At 42.6% G+C, this 20,583-nt stretch carries 20 protein-coding genes; 13 read left to right on the plus strand and 7 right to left on the minus strand.

Annotation, left to right across the window (positions count from 1 at the left end; genetic code table 11):
* Positions 1 to 105 precede the first annotated feature (105 nt).
* On the plus strand, positions 106 to 768 hold the full coding sequence (locus JZ787_RS11750) for a nuclease-related domain-containing protein (protein WP_346312373.1): 663 nt from the start codon (positions 106 to 108) through the stop codon (positions 766 to 768).
* Positions 769 to 883: 115 nt separating this feature from the next.
* Here the strand turns inward: JZ787_RS11750 and JZ787_RS11755 are convergent, their stop codons facing one another.
* Complete coding sequence (locus JZ787_RS11755; protein WP_346312374.1) at positions 884 to 1,651, minus strand: hydroxymethylpyrimidine/phosphomethylpyrimidine kinase; 768 nt, start codon at positions 1,649 to 1,651, stop codon at positions 884 to 886.
* Positions 1,652 to 1,744: 93 nt separating this feature from the next.
* On the opposite strand from JZ787_RS11755, the gene JZ787_RS11760 reads away from it, so the two are divergent.
* Entirely contained in the window at positions 1,745 to 2,389 is a 645-nt protein-coding gene (locus JZ787_RS11760) for an HAD-IA family hydrolase (protein ID WP_346312375.1), read from the plus strand.
* 96 nt (positions 2,390 to 2,485) lie between these two features.
* On the opposite strand, the gene JZ787_RS11765 is transcribed toward JZ787_RS11760, so the two are convergent.
* The gene (locus tag JZ787_RS11765; RefSeq protein ID WP_346312376.1) at positions 2,486 to 3,229 is read right to left on the minus strand and encodes a sporulation protein; all 744 of its coding nucleotides are present in this window, start codon (positions 3,227 to 3,229) and stop codon (positions 2,486 to 2,488) included.
* An 84-nt stretch (positions 3,230 to 3,313) separates the two neighbouring features.
* The gene (locus tag JZ787_RS11770) at positions 3,314 to 3,778 is read right to left on the minus strand and encodes an Lrp/AsnC ligand binding domain-containing protein (protein ID WP_004694947.1); all 465 of its coding nucleotides are present in this window, start codon (positions 3,776 to 3,778) and stop codon (positions 3,314 to 3,316) included.
* Between the two features lie 137 nt (positions 3,779 to 3,915).
* On the opposite strand from JZ787_RS11770, the gene JZ787_RS11775 reads away from it, so the two are divergent.
* From JZ787_RS11775 to JZ787_RS11795, 5 genes are all read left to right on the plus strand, one after another.
* Entirely contained in the window at positions 3,916 to 5,175 is a 1,260-nt protein-coding gene (locus JZ787_RS11775) for a D-amino acid dehydrogenase (protein ID WP_004694945.1), read from the plus strand.
* A 36-nt stretch (positions 5,176 to 5,211) separates the two neighbouring features.
* Complete coding sequence (alr, locus tag JZ787_RS11780) at positions 5,212 to 6,309, plus strand: alanine racemase (protein WP_346312377.1); 1,098 nt, start codon at positions 5,212 to 5,214, stop codon at positions 6,307 to 6,309.
* Positions 6,310 to 6,346: 37 nt separating this feature from the next.
* Positions 6,347 to 6,706 carry a RidA family protein gene (locus JZ787_RS11785; RefSeq protein ID WP_004694941.1) on the plus strand — a complete coding sequence of 120 codons (360 nt, stop codon included), beginning with the start codon at positions 6,347 to 6,349 and terminating at the stop codon, positions 6,704 to 6,706.
* 141 nt (positions 6,707 to 6,847) lie between these two features.
* Positions 6,848 to 8,290, plus strand: a complete 1,443-nt coding sequence (locus tag JZ787_RS11790) for an amino acid permease (RefSeq protein WP_168159392.1) — start codon at positions 6,848 to 6,850, stop codon at positions 8,288 to 8,290.
* Positions 8,291 to 8,479: 189 nt separating this feature from the next.
* Complete coding sequence (locus JZ787_RS11795; RefSeq protein WP_346312378.1) at positions 8,480 to 9,586, plus strand: acyltransferase; 1,107 nt, start codon at positions 8,480 to 8,482, stop codon at positions 9,584 to 9,586.
* Positions 9,587 to 9,667: 81 nt separating this feature from the next.
* On the opposite strand, the gene JZ787_RS11800 is transcribed toward JZ787_RS11795, so the two are convergent.
* On the minus strand, positions 9,668 to 10,120 hold the full coding sequence (locus JZ787_RS11800) for a CopD family protein (RefSeq protein WP_236770540.1): 453 nt from the start codon (positions 10,118 to 10,120) through the stop codon (positions 9,668 to 9,670).
* 23 nt (positions 10,121 to 10,143) lie between these two features.
* Positions 10,144 to 11,373 (minus strand): beta-ketoacyl synthase N-terminal-like domain-containing protein, encoded by a 1,230-nt coding sequence (locus tag JZ787_RS11805; RefSeq protein ID WP_004694933.1) that lies wholly within the window; start codon positions 11,371 to 11,373, stop codon positions 10,144 to 10,146.
* A gap of 278 nt (positions 11,374 to 11,651) precedes the next feature.
* On the opposite strand from JZ787_RS11805, the gene JZ787_RS11810 reads away from it, so the two are divergent.
* The 5 genes from JZ787_RS11810 (at position 11,652) to tuf (ending at position 17,836) form a co-directional block, all read left to right on the plus strand.
* The gene (locus tag JZ787_RS11810) at positions 11,652 to 13,109 is read left to right on the plus strand and encodes an EcsC family protein (protein WP_346312379.1); all 1,458 of its coding nucleotides are present in this window, start codon (positions 11,652 to 11,654) and stop codon (positions 13,107 to 13,109) included.
* 154 nt (positions 13,110 to 13,263) lie between these two features.
* On the plus strand, positions 13,264 to 13,638 hold the full coding sequence (rpsL, locus tag JZ787_RS11815; RefSeq protein ID WP_002050319.1) for a 30S ribosomal protein S12: 375 nt from the start codon (positions 13,264 to 13,266) through the stop codon (positions 13,636 to 13,638).
* 177 nt (positions 13,639 to 13,815) lie between these two features.
* Positions 13,816 to 14,286 carry a 30S ribosomal protein S7 gene (gene rpsG, locus JZ787_RS11820; RefSeq protein ID WP_004694929.1) on the plus strand — a complete coding sequence of 157 codons (471 nt, stop codon included), beginning with the start codon at positions 13,816 to 13,818 and terminating at the stop codon, positions 14,284 to 14,286.
* Between the two features lie 130 nt (positions 14,287 to 14,416).
* The gene (gene fusA, locus JZ787_RS11825; RefSeq protein ID WP_010326001.1) at positions 14,417 to 16,552 is read left to right on the plus strand and encodes an elongation factor G; all 2,136 of its coding nucleotides are present in this window, start codon (positions 14,417 to 14,419) and stop codon (positions 16,550 to 16,552) included.
* A gap of 93 nt (positions 16,553 to 16,645) precedes the next feature.
* Positions 16,646 to 17,836, plus strand: a complete 1,191-nt coding sequence (tuf, locus tag JZ787_RS11830; RefSeq protein ID WP_010325730.1) for an elongation factor Tu — start codon at positions 16,646 to 16,648, stop codon at positions 17,834 to 17,836.
* Between the two features lie 61 nt (positions 17,837 to 17,897).
* On the opposite strand, the gene JZ787_RS11835 is transcribed toward tuf, so the two are convergent.
* Positions 17,898 to 18,170: a helix-turn-helix domain-containing protein gene (locus JZ787_RS11835; RefSeq protein WP_159152999.1), complete on the minus strand. Its 273-nt coding sequence runs from the start codon at positions 18,168 to 18,170 to the stop codon at positions 17,898 to 17,900.
* A gap of 5 nt (positions 18,171 to 18,175) precedes the next feature.
* A complete protein-coding gene (locus tag JZ787_RS11840) occupies positions 18,176 to 18,736 on the minus strand; it encodes an AraC family transcriptional regulator ligand-binding domain-containing protein (RefSeq protein ID WP_346312555.1) in 561 nt (186 codons plus the stop codon).
* 308 nt (positions 18,737 to 19,044) lie between these two features.
* On the opposite strand from JZ787_RS11840, the gene JZ787_RS11845 reads away from it, so the two are divergent.
* Positions 19,045 to 20,535: an NAD(P)/FAD-dependent oxidoreductase gene (locus JZ787_RS11845; protein ID WP_346312380.1), complete on the plus strand. Its 1,491-nt coding sequence runs from the start codon at positions 19,045 to 19,047 to the stop codon at positions 20,533 to 20,535.
* Positions 20,536 to 20,583 lie beyond the last annotated feature (48 nt).

Raw genomic sequence — 20,583 nt, forward strand, 5'->3', positions numbered from 1 at the left:
TTTCGGAGTTTTTACGCTCGTATTTTAGTTTTTTAATTTAAAAATCAGTACGTTGTTTTTTAATCTGTATTCTTTTGAAGAATCGTGTCTCTAACTCAAATAACGATGAATAATATGATAAGTCAAATTGTGGGGAATGTGTTTTCAGAACTGTGGTGGATGCTACTGATCTTGTTCGGGATCGGCCTTTTAAAAGCGTTTAAGCCTTATCTGAAAGGAAAATTCGGCGAGTTCGCAGTTCAAGCGCATGTGAAATTATATTTGGATGAGCGTTATATTTTAATTAACGATGTGACTTTGCCTGATGAGCAGGGCGGAACGACTCAAATTGACCATATTGTATTGAGCCCCTTTGGTGTTTTTGTGATTGAAACCAAAAACTATAAGGGATGGATTTTTGGTGGTGAACGACAAAAGATGTGGACGCAGAAAATTTATAAAAAGAGCTTTAAATTTCAAAATCCGCTGCATCAAAATTATAAACACGTCAAAGTACTGCAAAGTGTGTTGCAAGATATTGTCGATGTAGATTATATCCATTCTGCTGTGGTGTTTATGCCTGAATGCGAGTTTAAAACTGCGATGCCCAGTACGGTATTTAGAGGTAAAGCATGGGTCGATTATATTAAGACCTTTAAAACAGAAGTGATTCCAGCGATGAAACTGAAACGGATTCAGCTTCGGATTGAAAAAGAAGTGTTAGAAAAGTCATGGAAAACCAACCGTGAGCATGTCGCACATTTAAAACAACGCCATCAAGATGGTTAAATACTCCATTTCAAAGGTGACTCATTCATTTTGTGCCGAAAATAAAATCTAGAATTTAAAAAAAGCCAGTCCATGAAGAAATGGGCTGGCTTTTACCTTTGCAGTTTTTTCTAACTTAAAAACGCTTTGGAATTTTTTGACCGCCTTCAACAGGTGTTTCTGCCTGTTTTAATACACCAAAGAGCCATGTTTCGGCATGATGTACTGCGACTTTAACACTGTCACCTTGCGCCAAACGACCTGCAATAAAACTCGCCAGCGAACAACCTGAACCGTGATATTCGCCTGCTAAACGCGGGCAGCGAGTTTCAGAAATGAGCTCGCCATTCACAAACAGGGCATTACGAATATAGTCAGGTGTGTCTTCATGACCACCTTTGACCAGTACCGCTTTGGCACCCATTTCAAACAGTTTTTGTGTCGCGGCGTCTAAGTCATCGAGACCCGTTAACGCCCGTAATTCAACTGTATTTGGGGTAATAATGTCCGCCAATGGGATCAGTTCAACAAAAGCTTTGACTAAGGTTGCTTGATCACCCAATGAACCCCCACTGTTCGCCACTAAAACAGGGTCGAGCACATACTTGTACTCAAGATGTTCACGTAGAAACTCAGCCAGTGCTGCAATATTATCTGTGGTGCCTAACATGCCAGATTTTACGGCTTTAATCGGTAAATCACCGACAACAGCGTGCGCCTGAGCTAACAGCAATTCTTTTGACGTCGCCTCAAAGCCAAACACTTGTTGCGAGTTTTGAACAGTGAGTGCTGTACACGCAATGGCTGCATGCGCACCACTTTGACCAATCGCTTCAATATCGGCCTGTAAACCAGCACCACCTGAAGGGTCTAAACCAGAAAAGCACAGTACGGTTGCGCGCACAGAAATATCCTTGTTGCGAAAATTTGCGATAGTATAGGCAACTTTAGCAGAACTCTCGATAGTATTTTATTTAAAGCCCAAGAAGGATCAGCTGTGATTAAACATATTTTGCTAGATTTAGATGGAACCTTAACAGATCCGAAAGTTGGCATTACCACCAGTGCGCGTTATGGCTTAAACAAAGTCGGACACCCCATTGCTGAAGATCTAAACATTGACTGGATTATTGGGCCACCACTAAAAGCCTCTTTGGCAAAACTCTTAAATGTTACAGTGGACGATGTTTTGGCAGAGCAAGCTTTATTGGGCTATCGTGAGCGCTTTGCGGTGAAAGGTTTATATGAAAACCATTTATTTGCCGATGTTGAACCGACCTTAAAAAAACTGACCGAGCAGGGCTATCACTTGTATTTGGCGACAGCAAAACCAGAAGTCTATGCCCGTCAAATCTTAGAGCATTTCAATTTACTGCAATACTTTGTGCATCCCTATGGCAGTGAACTGAACGGTGAGCGGACCAATAAGGGAGAGTTGATTGCTTATATTTTAGAAAAAGAGCAGTTAAAAGCAGAAGAATGTCTGATGGTTGGTGATCGTGAGCATGACATTTTGGGTGCACGTCGCAACGGCATTGAAACCATTGCGGTGGAATACGGTTATGGTTCTGATCAAGAGTTGACGGAAGCCGCACCTAAAGCACGAATTAAAACCTTTGCTGATGTTTTGGACTTGATTTAACTCAGACAGAATTTAATCCGGACAGGGTTTAAATAACGCCTTTTTCGATTGCGCACGACTTTCTATATTGAAACAGTCGTGCGCAGGGATTAAAAATTAAAGTCCCAATATACGTCTAATTTCATTCACTAACAGTGCAGGATTGGCTTGCTGATGGGGAATGGTAAGGCTGTTGAAGCCATCACCACGAAATTTACGATCCACTTCTAAAAGCACATGGGTTTGATGTTGCTCTGCTACAAAGGACACTTCAACTTCATTGATGCTGTTGAACAATTGCGTAGGTTTAAATTCAAGTTCTTGATAACAACCAATGCTCGAGTGGAAGCCGTTGCCACGTAGTTGACCTTTTTCAACATCGACGGTCATTAACTGAAAACCGCATTGCTGCATGGCTTGAATAAACGCTTGCATGGTCGGTGTCGGTAAGATCTGTAAATAGTCTTTGTCAGTTGCATCGAGCCCCCAGTCCACATCTAAATGCGTATGTAGCCACACTCGGGTTTTATTGACGCGGCAAGGCACATCTGTAACTGGCGTTTCAAAGGGCAGTTGAATCGAAAAAGGAAATGCATGTGACTGATGGGCTTGTAACTCAAAAGCCCCGCTAATGTGCCATTCAGCAATACTTAAGGCGCTATTGTATTCAGCATCATCTGACTCAACCTCGGCTGTGGTCATGAGTTTTAAATAAATACCGTTGATAATTTTATTAGACGCAGCACCTTTAAAAATAACCTCACCTTGAATGGCTTGACCCGCTTGTGGTGCGGTGGTGTGTAGACGAGTATCGACTTGAATGCCTTGTAAGCCAAGGCTAGACATGAGTTTGTTAAACATGGTGCAGAACTTCCAATAGGGAATCGATAGGTTTTAAATATTTAAAGTGAATGCATTTTTAAAATGCGTATTTTTAATAAGCTGTTAGCGAATGTCCAAATAAAAACTTTCTTTGACTTCTTCCATCACAATATAACTGTGCGATGATGCTGAAGAGGGCAGTTTTTTCAGTAAATCACCCAATAGGCGTCGGTAAGCACTCATTTCTTTTAAACGGGCTTTGACCAAATAATCGAATTCACCTGAAATCAGATGGCATTCTAAAACTTCAGGAATTTCGACCAAGTCACGTGCCACTTGATCAAACACATCGCCAGACTTGGCCGATAGCTTAATTTCTAAAAACACCAATAAGTTTCGATCGACCAGTTGTGGGTTGAGGCGTGCGTAGTAACCCATGATAATACCGTCGCGTTCTAAGCGTTTGACACGTTCTGAACAGGGGGTGGTTGAGAGGTTGACGCGAGAGGCCAATTCACTAATCGCAATTCGTCCATCGCGCTGCAAAATGTCTAAAATCTGCTGATCAATCCGATCTAATTTACGCATTATAAATTTCCTATGTTTAGAATTTTAGCGCGACAAAAATGGCGATTTACCTAGATTATAATAGTAAAAACAGTGAAAAAAACTATTAACCTAAAAATATACTAGTGAAATAAACTAGTGTGTGTAAGGGATCAGTCATGCGTGTAATTGTCTTAGGTAGTGGTGTCATTGGTGTTGCAAGTGCGTATTACCTTGCACAACAAGGCGCAAGCGTTACGGTTTTAGACCGTCAAGCTGGTCCTGCTGAAGAAACTAGCTTTGGTAACGCAGGGCAAATCTCTCCAGGTTATTCTACACCGTGGGCTGCACCCGGTATTCCGTTTAAAGCCGTAAAGTGGATGTTCCAACACCATGCACCGTTAGCGATTAACATCGATGGTAGCATGTGGCAGTTGAACTGGATGGCGCAAATGTTGAAAAACTGCAATCCACAAAGTTATGCTATTAACAAAGAGCGTATGACGCGTGTTGCTGAATACAGCCGTGACTGCTTACGTGAACTGCGTAAAGAAACAGGCATTCACTATGAAAACCGCGCGAAAGGAACTTTGCAGGTTTTCCGTAATGAAGCTCAATTGGATGCCGTACAACGTGACATCCAAGTGTTAAAAGAATGTGGCGTCGACTACGAATTATTATTAAAAGATGACTTAGCCAAAGTCGAGCCAGCTTTAGCCTATGCCAAAGACAAACTGGTTGGTGGTTTACATTTACCGAATGATGAAACAGGTGACTGTTACTTATTTACCAATGCTTTGGCAAATCTTGCGAAAGACATGGGCGTAGAATTTAAATTTAACCAAAATGTTGAAAAACTAGTGGTTGAAGGTGATGAAATCAAAGGTGTAGTGGTTGATGGTCAAGTGCTTACAGCAGACCGTTATGTGCTTGCTTTTGGTAGTTATTCACGTGATTTCTTGAAACCATTGAATTTGAATTTGCCTGTGTATCCTGTCAAAGGCTACTCACTGACGATCCCAATTGTAGATCCTGCATTTGCACCGCAGTCTACGGTTCTTGATGAAACTTATAAAATTGCCATTACGCGTTTTGACCAACGTATCCGTGTGGGGGGTATGGCTGAACTGAGTGGTTTCAACCACGGTTTAAATCAAGACCGCCGTGCGACCTTGGAGATGGTGACTCAAGACTTATTCCCAGGTGGAAATTTAGCTGAAGCAAGTTTCTGGACGGGTTTACGTCCAATGACACCAGACTCTACGCCGATTATTGGTGCGACTCGTTTTAAAAACTTATTCTTGAATACAGGACATGGCACCTTGGGTTGGACTATGGCATGTGGTTCAGGCAAGCTTATTAGTGACTTGGTGATGAATCATCAACCAGACATCAGTACTGAAGGTCTATCGATTCAACGTTACCCTTCAGCAGCCTAATTCGTTTTAGGTCATATTGATTCAAGGAAGAAGAAAATGCCACGTCCAATTACTGCAGTGATTCATAGCCAATCACTGCAGCATAATTTAAATGTTGCTCGCACTAAAATGCCGAATAGCCAAGTCTATGCGGTGGTCAAAGCCAATGCCTATGGTCATGGCATTGAACGTGTCTATCAAGCGTTCAAATCTGCTGATGGTTTTGCGTTGCTCGATTTGGCAGAGGCGAAACGTATCCGTGCTTTGGGCTGGACAGGTCCAGTTCTGTTACTCGAAGGTATTTTCTCAGAGCAAGACCTATTTGACTGCCATGAGCTGGGTCTAAGCTTCAGTATTCATAGTGAATATCAACTCGAATGGTTAGCACGTTTTCCTTTAGAGGCGCAGTTCGATGTTTATTTAAAAATGAACAGCGGCATGAACCGTTTAGGTTTTCGTCCGGAACAGTACCGTCAAGTGTGGCAGCAGCTTTCCAGCTTGCCTCAAGTTCAACGTTTGACCCATATGATGCATTTTTCGGATGCCGATGGTGAGCGTTTCGGACGTGATGGCATTGTGCATCAATGCCAGTTATTTGATGCCATTACCCATGATCTGCCGGGTGCACGTTCTGTTAGCAACAGTGCAGCCATCTTACGCCATGAACAGTTGCAGTCGGATGTGATCCGTAGCGGCATCATGCTCTATGGTAGTTCTCCAGATTATCCAAGCCATTCGATTCAAGACTGGGATTTGCAACCTGCCATGAGTTTGCGCAGCGAGTTGATTGCCATTCAGCAATTAAAAGCAGGCGATAGCGTCGGTTATGGCTCAAAGTTCATTGCTGAAAGCGACATGCGTGTGGGTATTGTGGCTTGTGGTTATGCCGATGGTTATCAACGGATTACCGCAACAGGTACGCCTATTTTAGTTGATGGACAACGCAGTAGTTTAGTCGGACGTGTCAGCATGGACATGTTAGCAGTCGATTTATCTCACCTCCCAAATGCCCAAGTCGGCAGTGAAGTGGTGCTTTGGGGGACATCGAAACAGGGCACTGTGCTCAGCATTGATGAAGTCGCAGCAGGTTCAGGCACGATTGGCTATGAGCTGATGTGTGCTGTCACTGCACGTGTCAATTTTATCCAAGATTAAATTTTATTTTTATACAGTTTCATACAAGGAAAGACCTATGTCACATTCAGACATTCAAAAATTCAACACCAACGAAGTCATGAGTGCAGTCACTGTGTTTAATCAAGTGGTGTATTTGTCAGGGCAAGTGCCAAAAAATACCGACAATGATGTCGCAGGTCAGACCCGTGAAATTTTAGCAACTATTGATGAGCTTTTAGCTTTGGCAAATACAGATAAATCACGTTTGTTATCTGCTCAGCTTTACATCAAAAATCTCTCTGATTTTTCTACAGTCAATGCGATTTGGATTGATTGGATGAATGGTTGTGTGGCGCCTTCACGTGCCACGATTCAGGCTGATTTGGTTAATCCAAACTGGTTGATCGAAATTGCAGTGACGGCTGCACAAAACTAATTTTTAAACTCTCCCCGTGTATATCAGCGCTTGGGTTTCAACCGAAGTGCTGATGAGCGTATAAATGCCGCCCGTTAGGATAACGAGCACTGTATGAACATGGTTTATACGCAAAAAAGGACTTTAACAGGATGTTAAATTATGACGACTACCCCACAAGCTGACGGTGCAAATGCATCATCGCATGAATTACAACGGAAATTATCCAACCGCCATCTGCAATTGATTGCCATTGGTGGCGCGATTGGTACGGGCCTGTTCATGGGTTCGGGCAAAACCATCTCTCTTGCTGGTCCTTCTATTCTGATCATTTATATGATTATCGGGACCATGTTCTTTTTCCTAATGCGTGCATTGGGCGAAATTTTATTGTCAAATTTGCACTATAAATCGTTTATCGATATGGCTCATGATCTGATTGGGCCGGGTGCGGGTTACTATATCGGTTGGTCCTATTGGCTCGGTTGGGTCTTGGTCGGTATTGCGGACTTGGCCGCCATTATTAACTATCTCGGCTTTTGGCTCCCGCCAGACATGGCCTTTACTCCCATGGGGCAGGCTTTAATCAGTGTCGGCTGTGTGCTGTTTGTCCTTGGGTTAAATTTGCTGACCGTGAAACTGTTTGGTGAAATTGAATTTTGGTTTGCTTTAATCAAAATTTTAGCCATTTTAGGGCTGATCGTGATTGGTGGCTTTATGGTGTTTAGCCATTTCCAAGCACCGGGCGGTTCAGTTGCAAGCTTCAGTCATGTTTGGTCACATGGTGGTATGTTCCCTCAAGGTGGCAGTGGCTTTTTAGCAGGTTTTCAAATTGCACTCTTTGCCTTTGTCGGTGTAGAGCTGATTGGAACCATGGCTGCTGAAACCAAAGACCCTGAAAAGAACTTACCGAAAGCAGTGAATGCGATTCCAACCCGTATCATTTTGTTCTATGTCTTGTCGCTATTTGTGGTGATGTCGGTGACGCCGTGGAATCAAATTCCTGCGGATCAAAGTCCGTTCGTTTCACTATTTTTACATGCAGGTATTCCGACTTCAGCCATCATTATGAACTTGGTGGTGCTGTCTTCAGTGATGTCTTCAATGAATAGTGGCGTGTTCTCTACATCACGTATGCTGTTTGGTTTGGCAAGAGAAGGGCAAGCACCACAGAGTCTAGCGCGTCTATCAAAACGTGCGGTACCAGCAAAAGGCTTATTCTTCTCATGTGCTTTTATCATGGCAGGTGCGGCGCTACAGTACTTTGTACCAAACACGGTTGAAGCCTTTACATTAGCCAGCTCATTGTGTGTGATTCTGTTCATCAGTATCTGGAGCATTATTATGGTGTGCTATATCCGCTACCGTAAATTGCGTCCTGAGCTACATGCAAAATCGACCTTTAAAATGCCGGGTGGTGTTTGGATGTCTTATGTGGTCTTAATCTTCTTGTTCTTTACGTTGATTATTTTGAGTCTAGAGGTGGATACTCTTCGCGCATTGATGATCAGTCCACTATGGGTGATTATTTTAGCCGTGACGTATCAGCTGCTGTACAAACCACGTATGAAAAAACGTCTGTTAGGGCAGCAACTGGATAACTAAGTAACATTTATTCTGTACTCGTGATGTTTGAAAGAAAGCCCTGCATAAGTAGGGCTTTCTTTTTTTGCTTGAGCTGGATCAATGGGTTCTAACTAAGTGTTAGATAATTGTATGATTTTATATATAAAAGCTGTCTAAATCAGGTGATTTCACTTTAAATGAAGCACTTTAAAATTTTAATAATGATTTATGCGTAATTATAAAATCGACATTCTGCGTGGCGTGTCCATCCTATTGGTGCTGATTCACCATTTCAATATTCCGTATAAATTACACGATACCTTTCTCGGTATCCCCATTGGGGCCGAGAGCTTAAGTACCTTGCTTGCACGAAACGGCAACTATGGCGTGACCATGTTTTTTGTCATTTCAGGTTTTTTGATTACTCAGCATACCTTACAGCGTAGTGGGTCTTTGGCGCAGATTAAGCTGAAAGATTTTTATATCCGTCGTATTGCCCGCATCATGCCGTGTCTGGTGTTATTGGTTGCGATGGTCAGTGTGCTCGGAAGTTTAGGATTAAAACCCTTTATTAATCAGTCACCCAATGGCGTAGAGGTGTCCTATGCTGTGACTGTTCTTTCAGCTTTGAGCTTCTGGATGAATCTACTGATTATTGAATACGGCTGGGTGAACTATGCTTTGGGCGTATTGTGGTCTTTATCGGTTGAAGAAGTCTTCTATTTAGCGTTTCCTGTCCTGTGTTTAGCACTGGGTCGAGGCAAAGGCTTTATTATTTTTCTGCTCGTTGTTATTGCGTATGCACCGTATTTTCGTGCACTCCATTTTGGCGAGGAAAGTGGTGCTTATCTGTATCATTATTTTTCTAGTTTCGATGGAATTGCCATTGGCTGCCTCACCGCAATATATGCGCAACATTTTAAAGGTGTAATTTACAATCGAAAAATGATTGTTGCAGTAACAGCGTTTCTAATGACCGCTTTATATTTTTATGCACCCATCAAAGAGGTGAGTACTTGGGGCATCAGCGTATTTGCTTTACTTACAGTGTTACTCATATTGTGTTTTACCCAAGACCTGAAAGTTAAACCTATCTCATACACGGCACGGAGTTTGGTCTGGATTGGACAGCGTAGCTATGAAATGTATCTGTTTCATTTGATTGTTCTCGGCTTAATGAAAGTGGTGTATTTCCCCAAAGACACTTTAGCGGCTGAAAAGCTGATGTTGTTGCCTGTTTATTTTATCGCGGTGTTTATTTTGAGTTGGGCGATTGAGAAATATTATTCGACCCCGCTCAATTTAAAAATTCGTCAATCTTGGATACGCTCGTAGCGCGGATCTTTAGCTGCGCTGTTAATTTTTTATAGGCATTAAAAAGCCCCGAATCAATCGGGGCTTTTTAAGTGTGGGATTTTAAAATGTCGGTTTAACCACGACTAAAATCACCACAGCAAATAAAATGAGGGTCGGCATTTCATTAAAGAAGCGCCAGAACTTGTGTGACTTGTAGTGCGCATGACCAATCAATTTCTTACGGTAATAACCGCAGATAAAGTGATAAATCACTAACAGTCCAACCAAGCCGACTTTGAGGTAGAACCACAGGGCTTCATGGTAGTGGCGCGTTGCATCACCCCAATCCACCAAGAAGTGTGCCGTGATCAGTGTTGCAATCATCGACGGCCACATAATGCCACGGTACAACTTGCGTTCCATGACCTCGAAACGTTGATGACTGACGGCATCATCACTCATGGCATGGTAAACATAGAGCCGTGGTAAGTAGAACAATGCAGCGAACCAACACACCACGGCAATAATATGTAATGCTTTTACCCACAAGAAAGCATCAGAAGGAGCATCCATCAAGTCACCCTAAAATGGGCGGCTTAGCCTTCCCACTTTTTGAAAATGAGACATGCATTTACGCCGCCAAAACCGAAACTGTTACTCATCACAGTATTCAATTTTGCGTCACGTTTTTCAAGCACGATATCAAATGGTTTTGCGCCTTCATCCAGTTCAGTCACGTTGATGTTTGGTGCAATAAAGTCATTTTGCATCATTAGGACTGAGTAGATCGCTTCTTGTACGCCAGCAGCACCCAAGCTATGACCTGTCATTGACTTGGTCGAGCTGAGTGGAGGAACTTGACCTTCGCCAAATGCACGTTCCATTGCTTTCAATTCAGTGATGTCACCAGCAGGCGTCGACGTACCGTGCGTATTCACATAGTCAATTTTGTCTACGCCGTGTTGTTTTGCTTCTTCAAGTGCCATCAGTACACAACGTGTCGCCCCTTCACCCGATGGCGCAACCATGTCTGCACCGTCAGAGTTTGCAGCATAGCCTACAACTTCAGCCAAAATGTTGGCACCACGTGCTTGCGCATGTTCTAAAGACTCAAGCACTACAAAACCGCCACCGCCAGCAATCACGAAACCGTCACGGTCAGCAGAGTAAGGACGAGACGCTGTTTCTGGTGTGTCATTGTATTTTGAGCACAGTGCACCCATTGCATCAAATAACAGGCTTTGAGACCAGTGATCTTCTTCACCACCGCCTGCAAGCATTAAGTCTTGCTTGCCCAATTGAATCAGGTTATAGGCATAACCAATGGCATCAGCAGACGTTGCGCATGCGCTAGTAATGGTGTGTGCAACACCTTGCATTTTAAAAGCAACGCCAACGTTTGCTGTAATTGTGTTCGACATATTACGTGGTACGAAGAACGGACCAACTTTACGTGCGCCTTTGGTGTCTAACAATTCTTTCATTTCAACTACAGACGCAGTTGAACCACCACCTGAACCGCCCGCGATACCATAGCGTGGGTTGCCACCAATTTGCTCTGCTGTTAAGCCTGCATTTTCAACCGCAGCAACCGCAGCATTGTATGCATACATGGCACAAACACCCATAAAGCGTTTTAGCTTACGGTCGATGCCATCAAAGTCTTGTTCAGCAGCAGCGCTGATATGGCTTTTAAAATTGAGTTCAGCATAGGTTGGGTTAAAACGTGTCCCAGAAATCCCGTTTTGTAATGCATGAGTAACTTCTTCCAAAGTATTACCGATACATGAGTTGATACCCATGCCAGTGATTACTACACGTTTCATTTAAAGATCCCTTATATGGTGGTTTTGCAGAGTTACGCTTAAAGATGAATCAACAATTTATTTCTAAGCCAATTGCAACTCTTATGTTTTCAATGCAGATCATAATAGCAGAAAGAATTTTTAATTCTTATGGCAAATCCTATGCCAATTTGACTTGTCTTAAAATCGGGAGCAGGGCATTTCAACTTTACTAAAAGACACATATTCTTATTGAGATAAATGCGTACTACACCTAGTATTTAGCTAGAAATGAAAGATTATAAAGCACGGGGTACGGAATGGCGGATTCAAACAATAAACAGCGCAGTGGTTTCTTTTCAAATGCCTTCGGAGTGGCTAAAAAGCTCAGCCATACAGGTTTAAACATATTAAACCAAGTGAGCCCAGATACGGTCTCAGCACTGACCAATGCTACAACTGGTGATAGTGCAAGCACAAAAACAAAATCGAAAAATAAGCGTTATGAAAATCCGCAGCAAGTCTTAAGAGACCATCTGCCGACAGTATCACGGCATTTATTGGGACGTCATTATGTCAACGCAAATCGAGTCGCGCATTTTGTGTCGCCACAACTTTCCGATAAAGCCGCAGATTATTTTTTTAGCCAGCTTAATCAATTTAGCTCGAGTATGAGCTCGGTCGATGCGGTTTTAGATGAAGCGGGCGTGCGTGATTTAGAAATGCTGACCCAAGATGTCGACCGTTCAAAGCGGATTAGTCTGGCATTGTCCGAACAAAATAAAATTATTGCTATCTTGCAAGGCGCACTGACTGGAGCAACGGGCTTTGTGGGTTCAACCGTAGATGTACCCGCTTCCTTGGTGATGTCGTTACGTATGATCTACCAAGTGGGGCGCTCTTATGGTTTTGACTTAAGTAAAGAGTCCGATCAAGATATCGTACAGTTCATTTTTAAACAGATTGATCTTGGGCTGATTGCGGAAAAACAAACTTTGTTGATGGCGATAAAAGCCATTTCAAGTACCTTGCAAACCCATGATGTCTCTCAGTTACAACAGCTTTTAGGTTCAAGCAATGATATTGAAGCCTTAAAGAAATGGTTGACCAATGCCGATGGTCAGCTGAAATGGGGGCAGTCGATTGTTAACCTATCGCTACTGAATAAGTTAGCAAAACTCACACCAATTGCCAGTGCAGGGGTGAGTGCAGCTTATAGTTGGCGCCTTGTTGATGATGTACACCAAAAAGCACAACTGGTTTTTTCACAAGCCCGTCAATATATCATTCAACAAAAAGATACCAGCCTGAGTGCTTTAACTGCATATGAACGCTCACTTGAGCTTTTGGTGAAAGCCTCGCCAAGACTGCTGTCACAGCGCAGTACATCAGAGACCGATAGCCCAGATTTGAAGCTTGGAGCTGAAGTAGAGTTAAATGGTCATCAAAGTATTGCTAAAGTAAAAGTTCAGAAAAAGTCCGACAAAGTCACAGCGCCTGTCGCAACCGAAGAACGTGTTCAACAAGGGCTGGAACAGCTCGCAGATCAAATGGTTGAACCCCATGATGCTGTCGCACCGCAGCAACCAGCCCTACACGTGGAAGAAGATCTTGCAGATTTATATCCAGTGGATGAGGCTGAGGAGGCTACACAGAATAATAATGAGTCTTTAGCACCAAATGAACCTACTACGGCTTCAAAAGTCACAGCAAAATCTGCGGTAGAGCCGACGGAAAAAAAGGTTACAAAAAGACGAAATGCACCAAGTAAAAAATAAACCCTTTAAAATAGATAGAAATTTGTAAAAGCCCTGATTTGGTCAACATTACATGTAGTTTGAAATGTTGACCATTTTTACGTCTTAGCTTACAATTGCATGCCCTCAAAAAGTCGTCTTTTTTTGGGTTTTTTATTAACGGGAGAATTGCCAAATGGCAACAACAAATCAGTTGATCCGTAAGGGTCGTACGACTTTAGTTGAAAAATCTAAAGTTCCTGCGTTGAAGGCTTGTCCACAACGTCGTGGTGTTTGTACACGTGTTTACACAACTACACCTAAAAAACCTAACTCAGCAATGCGTAAAGTTTGCCGTGTGCGTTTAACTTCTGGCTTTGAAGTTTCTAGCTACATCGGTGGTGAAGGCCACAACCTACAAGAGCACAGTGTTGTTCTTATCCGTGGTGGTCGTGTTAAAGACTTACCAGGTGTACGTTACCATACCGTTCGTGGTTCTTTAGACTGTGCTGGTGTGAAAGATCGTAACCAGTCTCGTTCTAAATACGGTACTAAACGTCCTAAGAAATAATCTTTCGAGATTAACTTCTTAGTTCGCTAGAACTGCAATCCTTTATCGTCTCGCTTGTCTGATTTCTGCATTAATTTTGTGAAATTCAAGCGACGTGTAGTAAGGCCAGCGAAAGCACATGACACTTTGTGCTACGGCTGGATTAACCTGAAGTGTCATATATATAGGTAGTTTAAAATGCCAAGACGTCGCGTAGTTGCTGCTCGTGAAATCCTTCCGGATCCTAAGTTCAGCAGCCAAACAATCGCTAAATTCATGAACCACGTAATGCAAGATGGTAAAAAATCTATTGCTGAAAGTATCGTTTACGGTGCTTTAGACCGCGTTCAAGAAAAAAACAAAGTAGACCCAGTTGAATTTTTCGAGACTACTCTTGAAAAAGTTCGTCCTATGGTTGAAGTAAAAGCACGCCGTGTTGGTGGTGCTACTTATCAAGTACCTATGGAAGTACGCCCATCCCGTCGTACTGCTCTAGCTATGCGTTGGTTAGTAGATGCTGCTGCTAAGCGTTCTGAAAAAACTATGGCTTTACGTCTTGCTGGTGAGTTGCTTGATGCAGCTGAAGGTAAAGGCGCAGCGGTTAAAAAACGTGATGACGTGCATCGTATGGCTGAAGCCAACAAAGCATTCTCTCACTACCGCTTCTAAGCGACTAAAACAGCCCCTATTCAGGAGGGTGATAGCTTGGCTTACGCCAAACTGTCATCGAATCGCTTTAAGCTGTTCGTCAGCTTAAAGCGCCTGTTTTAAACAACAAAATTTAGGAATGCAAGAAATCATGGCTCGTCAAACCCCAATTTCTCGTTATCGTAACATTGGTATTTCTGCGCACATTGATGCTGGTAAAACCACGACTACAGAACGTATTTTGTTCTACACAGGTGTATCTCACAAAATTGGTGAAGTACACGATGGTGCAGCAACAATGGACTGGATGGAGCAAGAGCAAGAACGTGGTATTACCATTACTTCTGCTGCTACGACTACATTCTGGTCAGGTATGTCTAAACAGTTCCCTGAACACCGTATCAACGTAATTGATACACCGGGACACGTTGACTTCACAATTGAAGTTGAACGTTCTATGCGTGTTCTTGATGGTGCGTGTATGGTTTACTGTGCTGTAGGTGGTGTACAACCTCAGTCTGAAACTGTATGGCGTCAAGCGAACAAATACCAAGTGCCTCGTTTAGCATTCGTGAACAAGATGGACCGTACTGGTGCCAACTTCTTCCGTGTTGTTGAGCAAATGAAGACACGTTTAGGTGCATCTCCAGTACCTGTAGTAATCCCTGTTGGCGCTGAAGAAAACTTCCAAGGCGTAATCGACTTGATCGAAATGAAAGCGATCATTTGGGACGAAGCTTCACAAGGTATGAAGTTTGAATACGGTGAAATCCCGGCTGAACTTCAAGCTACTGCTGAAGAATGGCGTGTAAACATGGTTGAAGCTGCTGCTGAAGCTTCTGAAGAGCTAATGGACAAATACCTAGAAGAAGGCGATCTTTCTAAAGAAGATATCGTTAATGGTCTACGTGTTCAAACTTTGGCTTGTCAAATTCAACCAATGCTTTGTGGTACAGCATTCAAAAACAAAGGTGTTCAACGTATGTTGGACGCAGTAATTGAATTCTTACCGTCGCCTACAGAAGTTAAAGCGATTGAAGGTGTTCTTGACGATAAAGCTGAAACTAAAGCGATTCGTGAAGCATCTGACGAAGCTCCGTTCTCTGCACTTGCGTTCAAAATCATGAACGACAAATTCGTAGGTAACTTAACTTTCGTACGTGTTTACTCTGGTGTTCTTAAACAAGGTGATTCTGTTTATAACCCAGTTAAATCTAAACGTGAACGTATCGGCCGTATCGTGCAAATGCACGCGAACGATCGTCAAGACGTTGAAGAAATTCGTGCGGGTGATATCGCTGCGTGTGTAGGTCTTAAAGACGTAACTACAGGTGATACACTTTGTGATGAGAAAAATGTCATCACACTTGAGCGTATGGAATTCCCAGAGCCAGTAATTGCATTGGCTGTTGAACCAAAAACTAAAGCTGACCAAGAAAAAATGTCAATTGCTTTAGGTCGTTTGGCTAAGGAAGATCCATCATTCCGCGTTCGTACTGATGAAGAGTCAGGTCAAACAATCATCGCTGGTATGGGTGAACTTCACCTTGACATTATTGTTGACCGTATGAAGCGTGAATTCGGTGTTGAAGCAAACATTGGTAAACCAATGGTTTCTTACCGTGAAACGATCAAAAAGTCAGTTGAACAAGAAGGTAAATTCGTTCGTCAAACTGGTGGTAAAGGTAAATTTGGTCACGTATACGTACGTTTAGAGCCAATGGATGCTGATGCTGGTAAAGACTACGAGTTCGCTGAAGAAGTTGTTGGTGGTGTAGTTCCTAAAGAATTCTTCGGTGCTGTGGATAAAGGTATCCAAGAGCGTATGAAGAATGGTGTCCTTGCTGGTTACCCAGTTGTTGGCATTAAAGCTACATTGTTTGACGGTTCTTACCACGATGTCGATTCGGACGAATTATCGTTCAAGATGGCAGGTTCTTACGCATTCCGTGACGGTTTCATGAAAGCAGATCCTATCTTGCTTGAACCGATCATGAAAGTTGAAGTAGAAACTCCAGAAGACTACATGGGCGATATCATGGGTGACTTAAACCGTCGTCGTGGTATGGTTCAAGGTATGGATGACTTGCCTGGCGGTACTAAAGCAATTAAAGCTGAAGTTCCACTTGCAGAGATGTTTGGTTACGCGACTCAAATGCGTTCTATGTCTCAAGGCCGTGCAACATACTCTATGGAATTTGCTAAATATGCTGAAACTCCACGTAACGTGGCTGAAGGCATCATTTCTAAATTCCAGTCTGGCGGTAAAAAAGGTGACGACGAGTAATCTTTCGATTACTATAAGCCCAAACTAATTCATAGTTAAAAACCAAGTGCTCATGCAGTGATCCTGCATGAGTAGTTTAAAAAGGAAGATCTCATGGCTAAGGCTAAGTTTGAACGTAATAAGCCACACGTTAACGTGGGCACAATCGGTCACGTTGACCATGGTAAAACAACTTTAACAGCTGCAATTGCAACTGTATGTGCGAAGAAATTCGGTGGCGAAGCGAAAGACTACGCTGCAATTGACTCTGCACCAGAAGAAAAAGCACGTGGTATTACAATTAATACTTCACACGTAGAATACGATTCTCCAACTCGTCACTACGCACACGTAGACTGCCCGGGCCACGCCGATTATGTTAAAAACATGATTACTGGTGCTGCTCAGATGGACGGCGCGATCCTTGTATGTGCAGCGACTGATGGTCCAATGCCACAGACTCGTGAACACATCCTTCTTTCTCGTCAGGTTGGTGTACCTTACATTCTTGTATTCCTTAACAAGTGTGACCTTGTTGATGATGAAGAACTTCTTGAATTAGTAGAAATGGAAGTTCGTGAACTTCTTTCTACTTATGACTTCCCAGGTGATGACACTCCAGTTATCCGTGGTTCAGCTCTTCTTGCACTTAACGGTGACGCTGGTCAGTATGGCGAAGAAGCAGTTGTTGCGCTTGTTGACGCGCTTGATACTTACATTCCAGAGCCAGTACGTGCAATCGACCAAGCATTCTTAATGCCAATCGAAGACGTATTCTCTATTTCTGGTCGTGGTACAGTAGTAACTGGCCGTGTAGAAACTGGTATTGTGAAAGTAGGCGAAGAAGTTGAAATCGTTGGTATCAAAGATACAGTTAAAACAACTGTAACTGGCGTAGAAATGTTCCGTAAACTTCTAGACGAAGGCCGTGCGGGCGAGAACTGTGGTGTTCTTCTACGTGGTACTAAGCGTGAAGACGTACAACGTGGTCAAGTACTTGCTAAACCAGGTGCAATCAAGCCGCACACTAAATTCGATGCAGAAGTATACGTACTTTCTAAAGAAGAAGGTGGTCGTCACACTCCATTCCTTAACGGTTACCGTCCACAGTTCTACTTCCGTACAACTGACGTAACTGGCGCGATCAAATTACAAGATGGCGTTGAAATGGTTATGCCTGGTGACAACGTAGAAATGTCAGTAGAATTAATCCACCCAATCGCAATGGACCCAGGTCTACGTTTTGCGATCCGTGAAGGTGGCCGTACAGTTGGTGCTGGTGTAGTTGCTAAAGTAACTGCATAATCATCTGATTGTGTGAAAAAAAGCGCTCCTTTGGGGCGCTTTTTTTATAATTGTATTTAATTCATTTGTTTAACTTGTTGGAGATAAGGGGCTCGAGTTTTCCTTTTTGTTGACGCAATTGTTTCGGCGGAAGTTCAAACCAGCGTTTAGTGGCCCGGCTTAAGGTTGGTTGCTCAGAAAATCCTAAAATATCGGTCAGTTGACTCATTGAGATATCAGTTTGCCAAAGATACTGTAAAGAGAGCTCTTTACGAATATCGTCTTTGATGGCATCAAATGAAGCACCTTCCTGCGCCAATTTTCGCTGTAAGGTACGCGGATGTAATGCGAGCATGCTGGCTACATGTATTTTATTTGCACGTGGTGTGGATAAATGAAGGCGGAGGGCTTTCGTACGTTTGCGCTGACTTTTCCGGCAGGATTTCGAAAGTAGCGATGAATATAATCTTCTGCAATTTCCCGCAAGGCAGGGTTTGTACTATGCGGTTGGCTGTCTAAAGTGTGTCTACTTAGGTGTAAAGCAGCACGGTTTTGATTAATTAAAATAGGTGCACCAAAGAAACGTTGATATTCCTTGATTGAAACTAAAGGCATATGCGGAAGTGATACAGCCTTCAGTTCATAATTTTCTGCTGCTAGCCATTTGAGAATACGGTGTGTGGTCCCCAAACAATTATCAATGGTCTGTCGTTGTGGTACATAACTATTAATTCGAATTTCAAAGATTACATCTACCGCATCTTCAAAAAGAGAACTTTGCTCTTTTAAAGAGATTGCTAAGCCAGGTCCATGCAAAAATAAAAAATCAGAGGAATAGTCAATTATGCCACGCATCGATGAAGCGCTTTGCATAATGAGGCCCAATATTCCTAAGATGCTAATATCTTGATGTTTCGAAATCCGTAGCCAAGATCAGGACACCTTGCTAGATATGCCGTGTGCTCGTAAAGGTCTATAACGCTTTTTTGATCGAGCCAAGCATCGTCCTGTCTGATTTGTTCAAGTGTGATCTCGTGTTGTGCAAGCAGAGGTTTAGGGTCAAAGCTAAGGTCTTGCATAACCTCAAGATAACCCCGAATTCTACTTGCATGAACCATTATTGTCATGTCTTCTAAAGTTAAATATATGTCTCCTCAAGTCAAGTTAAAATTTAATCAATTGCTAGTATAAATACGGAATAACAAAAACCGCGACATGGAGCCGCAAAAATGCAAATGGAATATGATGTTGTAATCATTGGAGCAGGTTTGTCTGGAATTGGCATGGCTTGCCAACTTGTTCAGCAAAACCCGAATAAAACCTACACAATTTTAGAACGTCGACAAGACTTAGGTGGCACTTGGGATTTATTCCGCTATCCTGGTATTCGTTCTGACTCAGATGTCATTAGCTTCGGTTATAAATATAATCCATGGAAAACAGACACCGTTCTTGCAACAGCGGACAAGATCAAAGCATATTTGCGCGAAACAGCACAAAAGTTTGGTGTTGATCAAAAAATTCGTTATGGCGTTAAAATTGTTTCAGCAAATTTTTCAACTCAAACCAACAAATGGACGGTAGAAACTGTTAATGAGTCGAATGGTGAAACTCAAAAATTTACGTGTAATTTTCTGGTTTCTGCAACTGGTTACTATAATCATGATCAGGGTTATACGCCAAAGTTTGAGGGTCTAGAAAACTTTAAAGGTCAATTTGTGCATCCACAAAAATGGCCTGAAGACTTAGATCATCGTAATAAGCGTGTGGTGGTGATTGGCAGCGGTGCAACAGCAGTGACCTTAATTCCAGCGATGGCTAATGAAACTGCACATATCACCATGCTACAACGCTCACCAAGCTACGTAATTAACGTACCAAATACTGATAAGTTATTTGATGCTGCGCGCAAAGTGTTCTCTGAAGAATTGGTTTATAAATTTTTCCGTAAACGTAATATTTTCATGCAACGCGGTATTTATAAGATTTCACGTCGTTTCCCGAAACAAATGCGTTCATTCCTACTTTCTAATGCACAGAAAGAATTAGGTGAACAATACGATATGACGCATTTTACCCCGAAATATATGCCTTGGGACGAGCGTTTATGTGCAATTCCTGACAATGACTTATTTGAAGTGATTCGTGAGGGTAAAGCTTCAATCGTAACCGATCAGATTGAACGCATTACAGAAACTGGAATTTTACTCAAATCAGGGCAAACGCTAGACGCAGATATTATTGTGTCAGCAACAGGTCTAGAATTGCAGATGTTGGGCGGAGTTAATCTTTCAGTTGATCAAGAACAAATTCATCCAAGTGATAAATTGAGCTATCGTGGTGTCTTGCTTGAAGATGTACCTAACTTTGCTTATTTATTCGGTTACACCAATGCACCTTGGACCTTAAAAATTGATTTAGCCAATGATTATATTTGCCGATTAATTAATGAGTTGGATATTCGTCAAATGACTGCAGTGAAGCCTGTAGCCCCTGCTGGCGAAAATACTGGCGAAAGTATTATTTCAAGTTTACAAGCAGGCTATGTACAGCGTGGCTGTCACGAATTGCCTCGCCAAGGGAAGTCTAAGGATTGGTTTGTTAGCCATAACTACGAAGTGGACTCTGAAATGTTTGCTCAATCTTTAGAAAGTCCAGGTCTGGTCTGGTCTACCGAAGCCAAGCAAATAAAGGCGAAAGGTAAAATCAAAGCCGCATAGGAATTGCGCAATATTTTGCTCATATGGCATCCGCCATATGAGTGCAAA

Origin of the sequence: Acinetobacter sp. BWR-L5, assembly GCF_039655985.1 — a bacterium.
In the GTDB taxonomy this organism is placed as follows: domain Bacteria; phylum Pseudomonadota; class Gammaproteobacteria; order Pseudomonadales; family Moraxellaceae; genus Acinetobacter; species Acinetobacter johnsonii.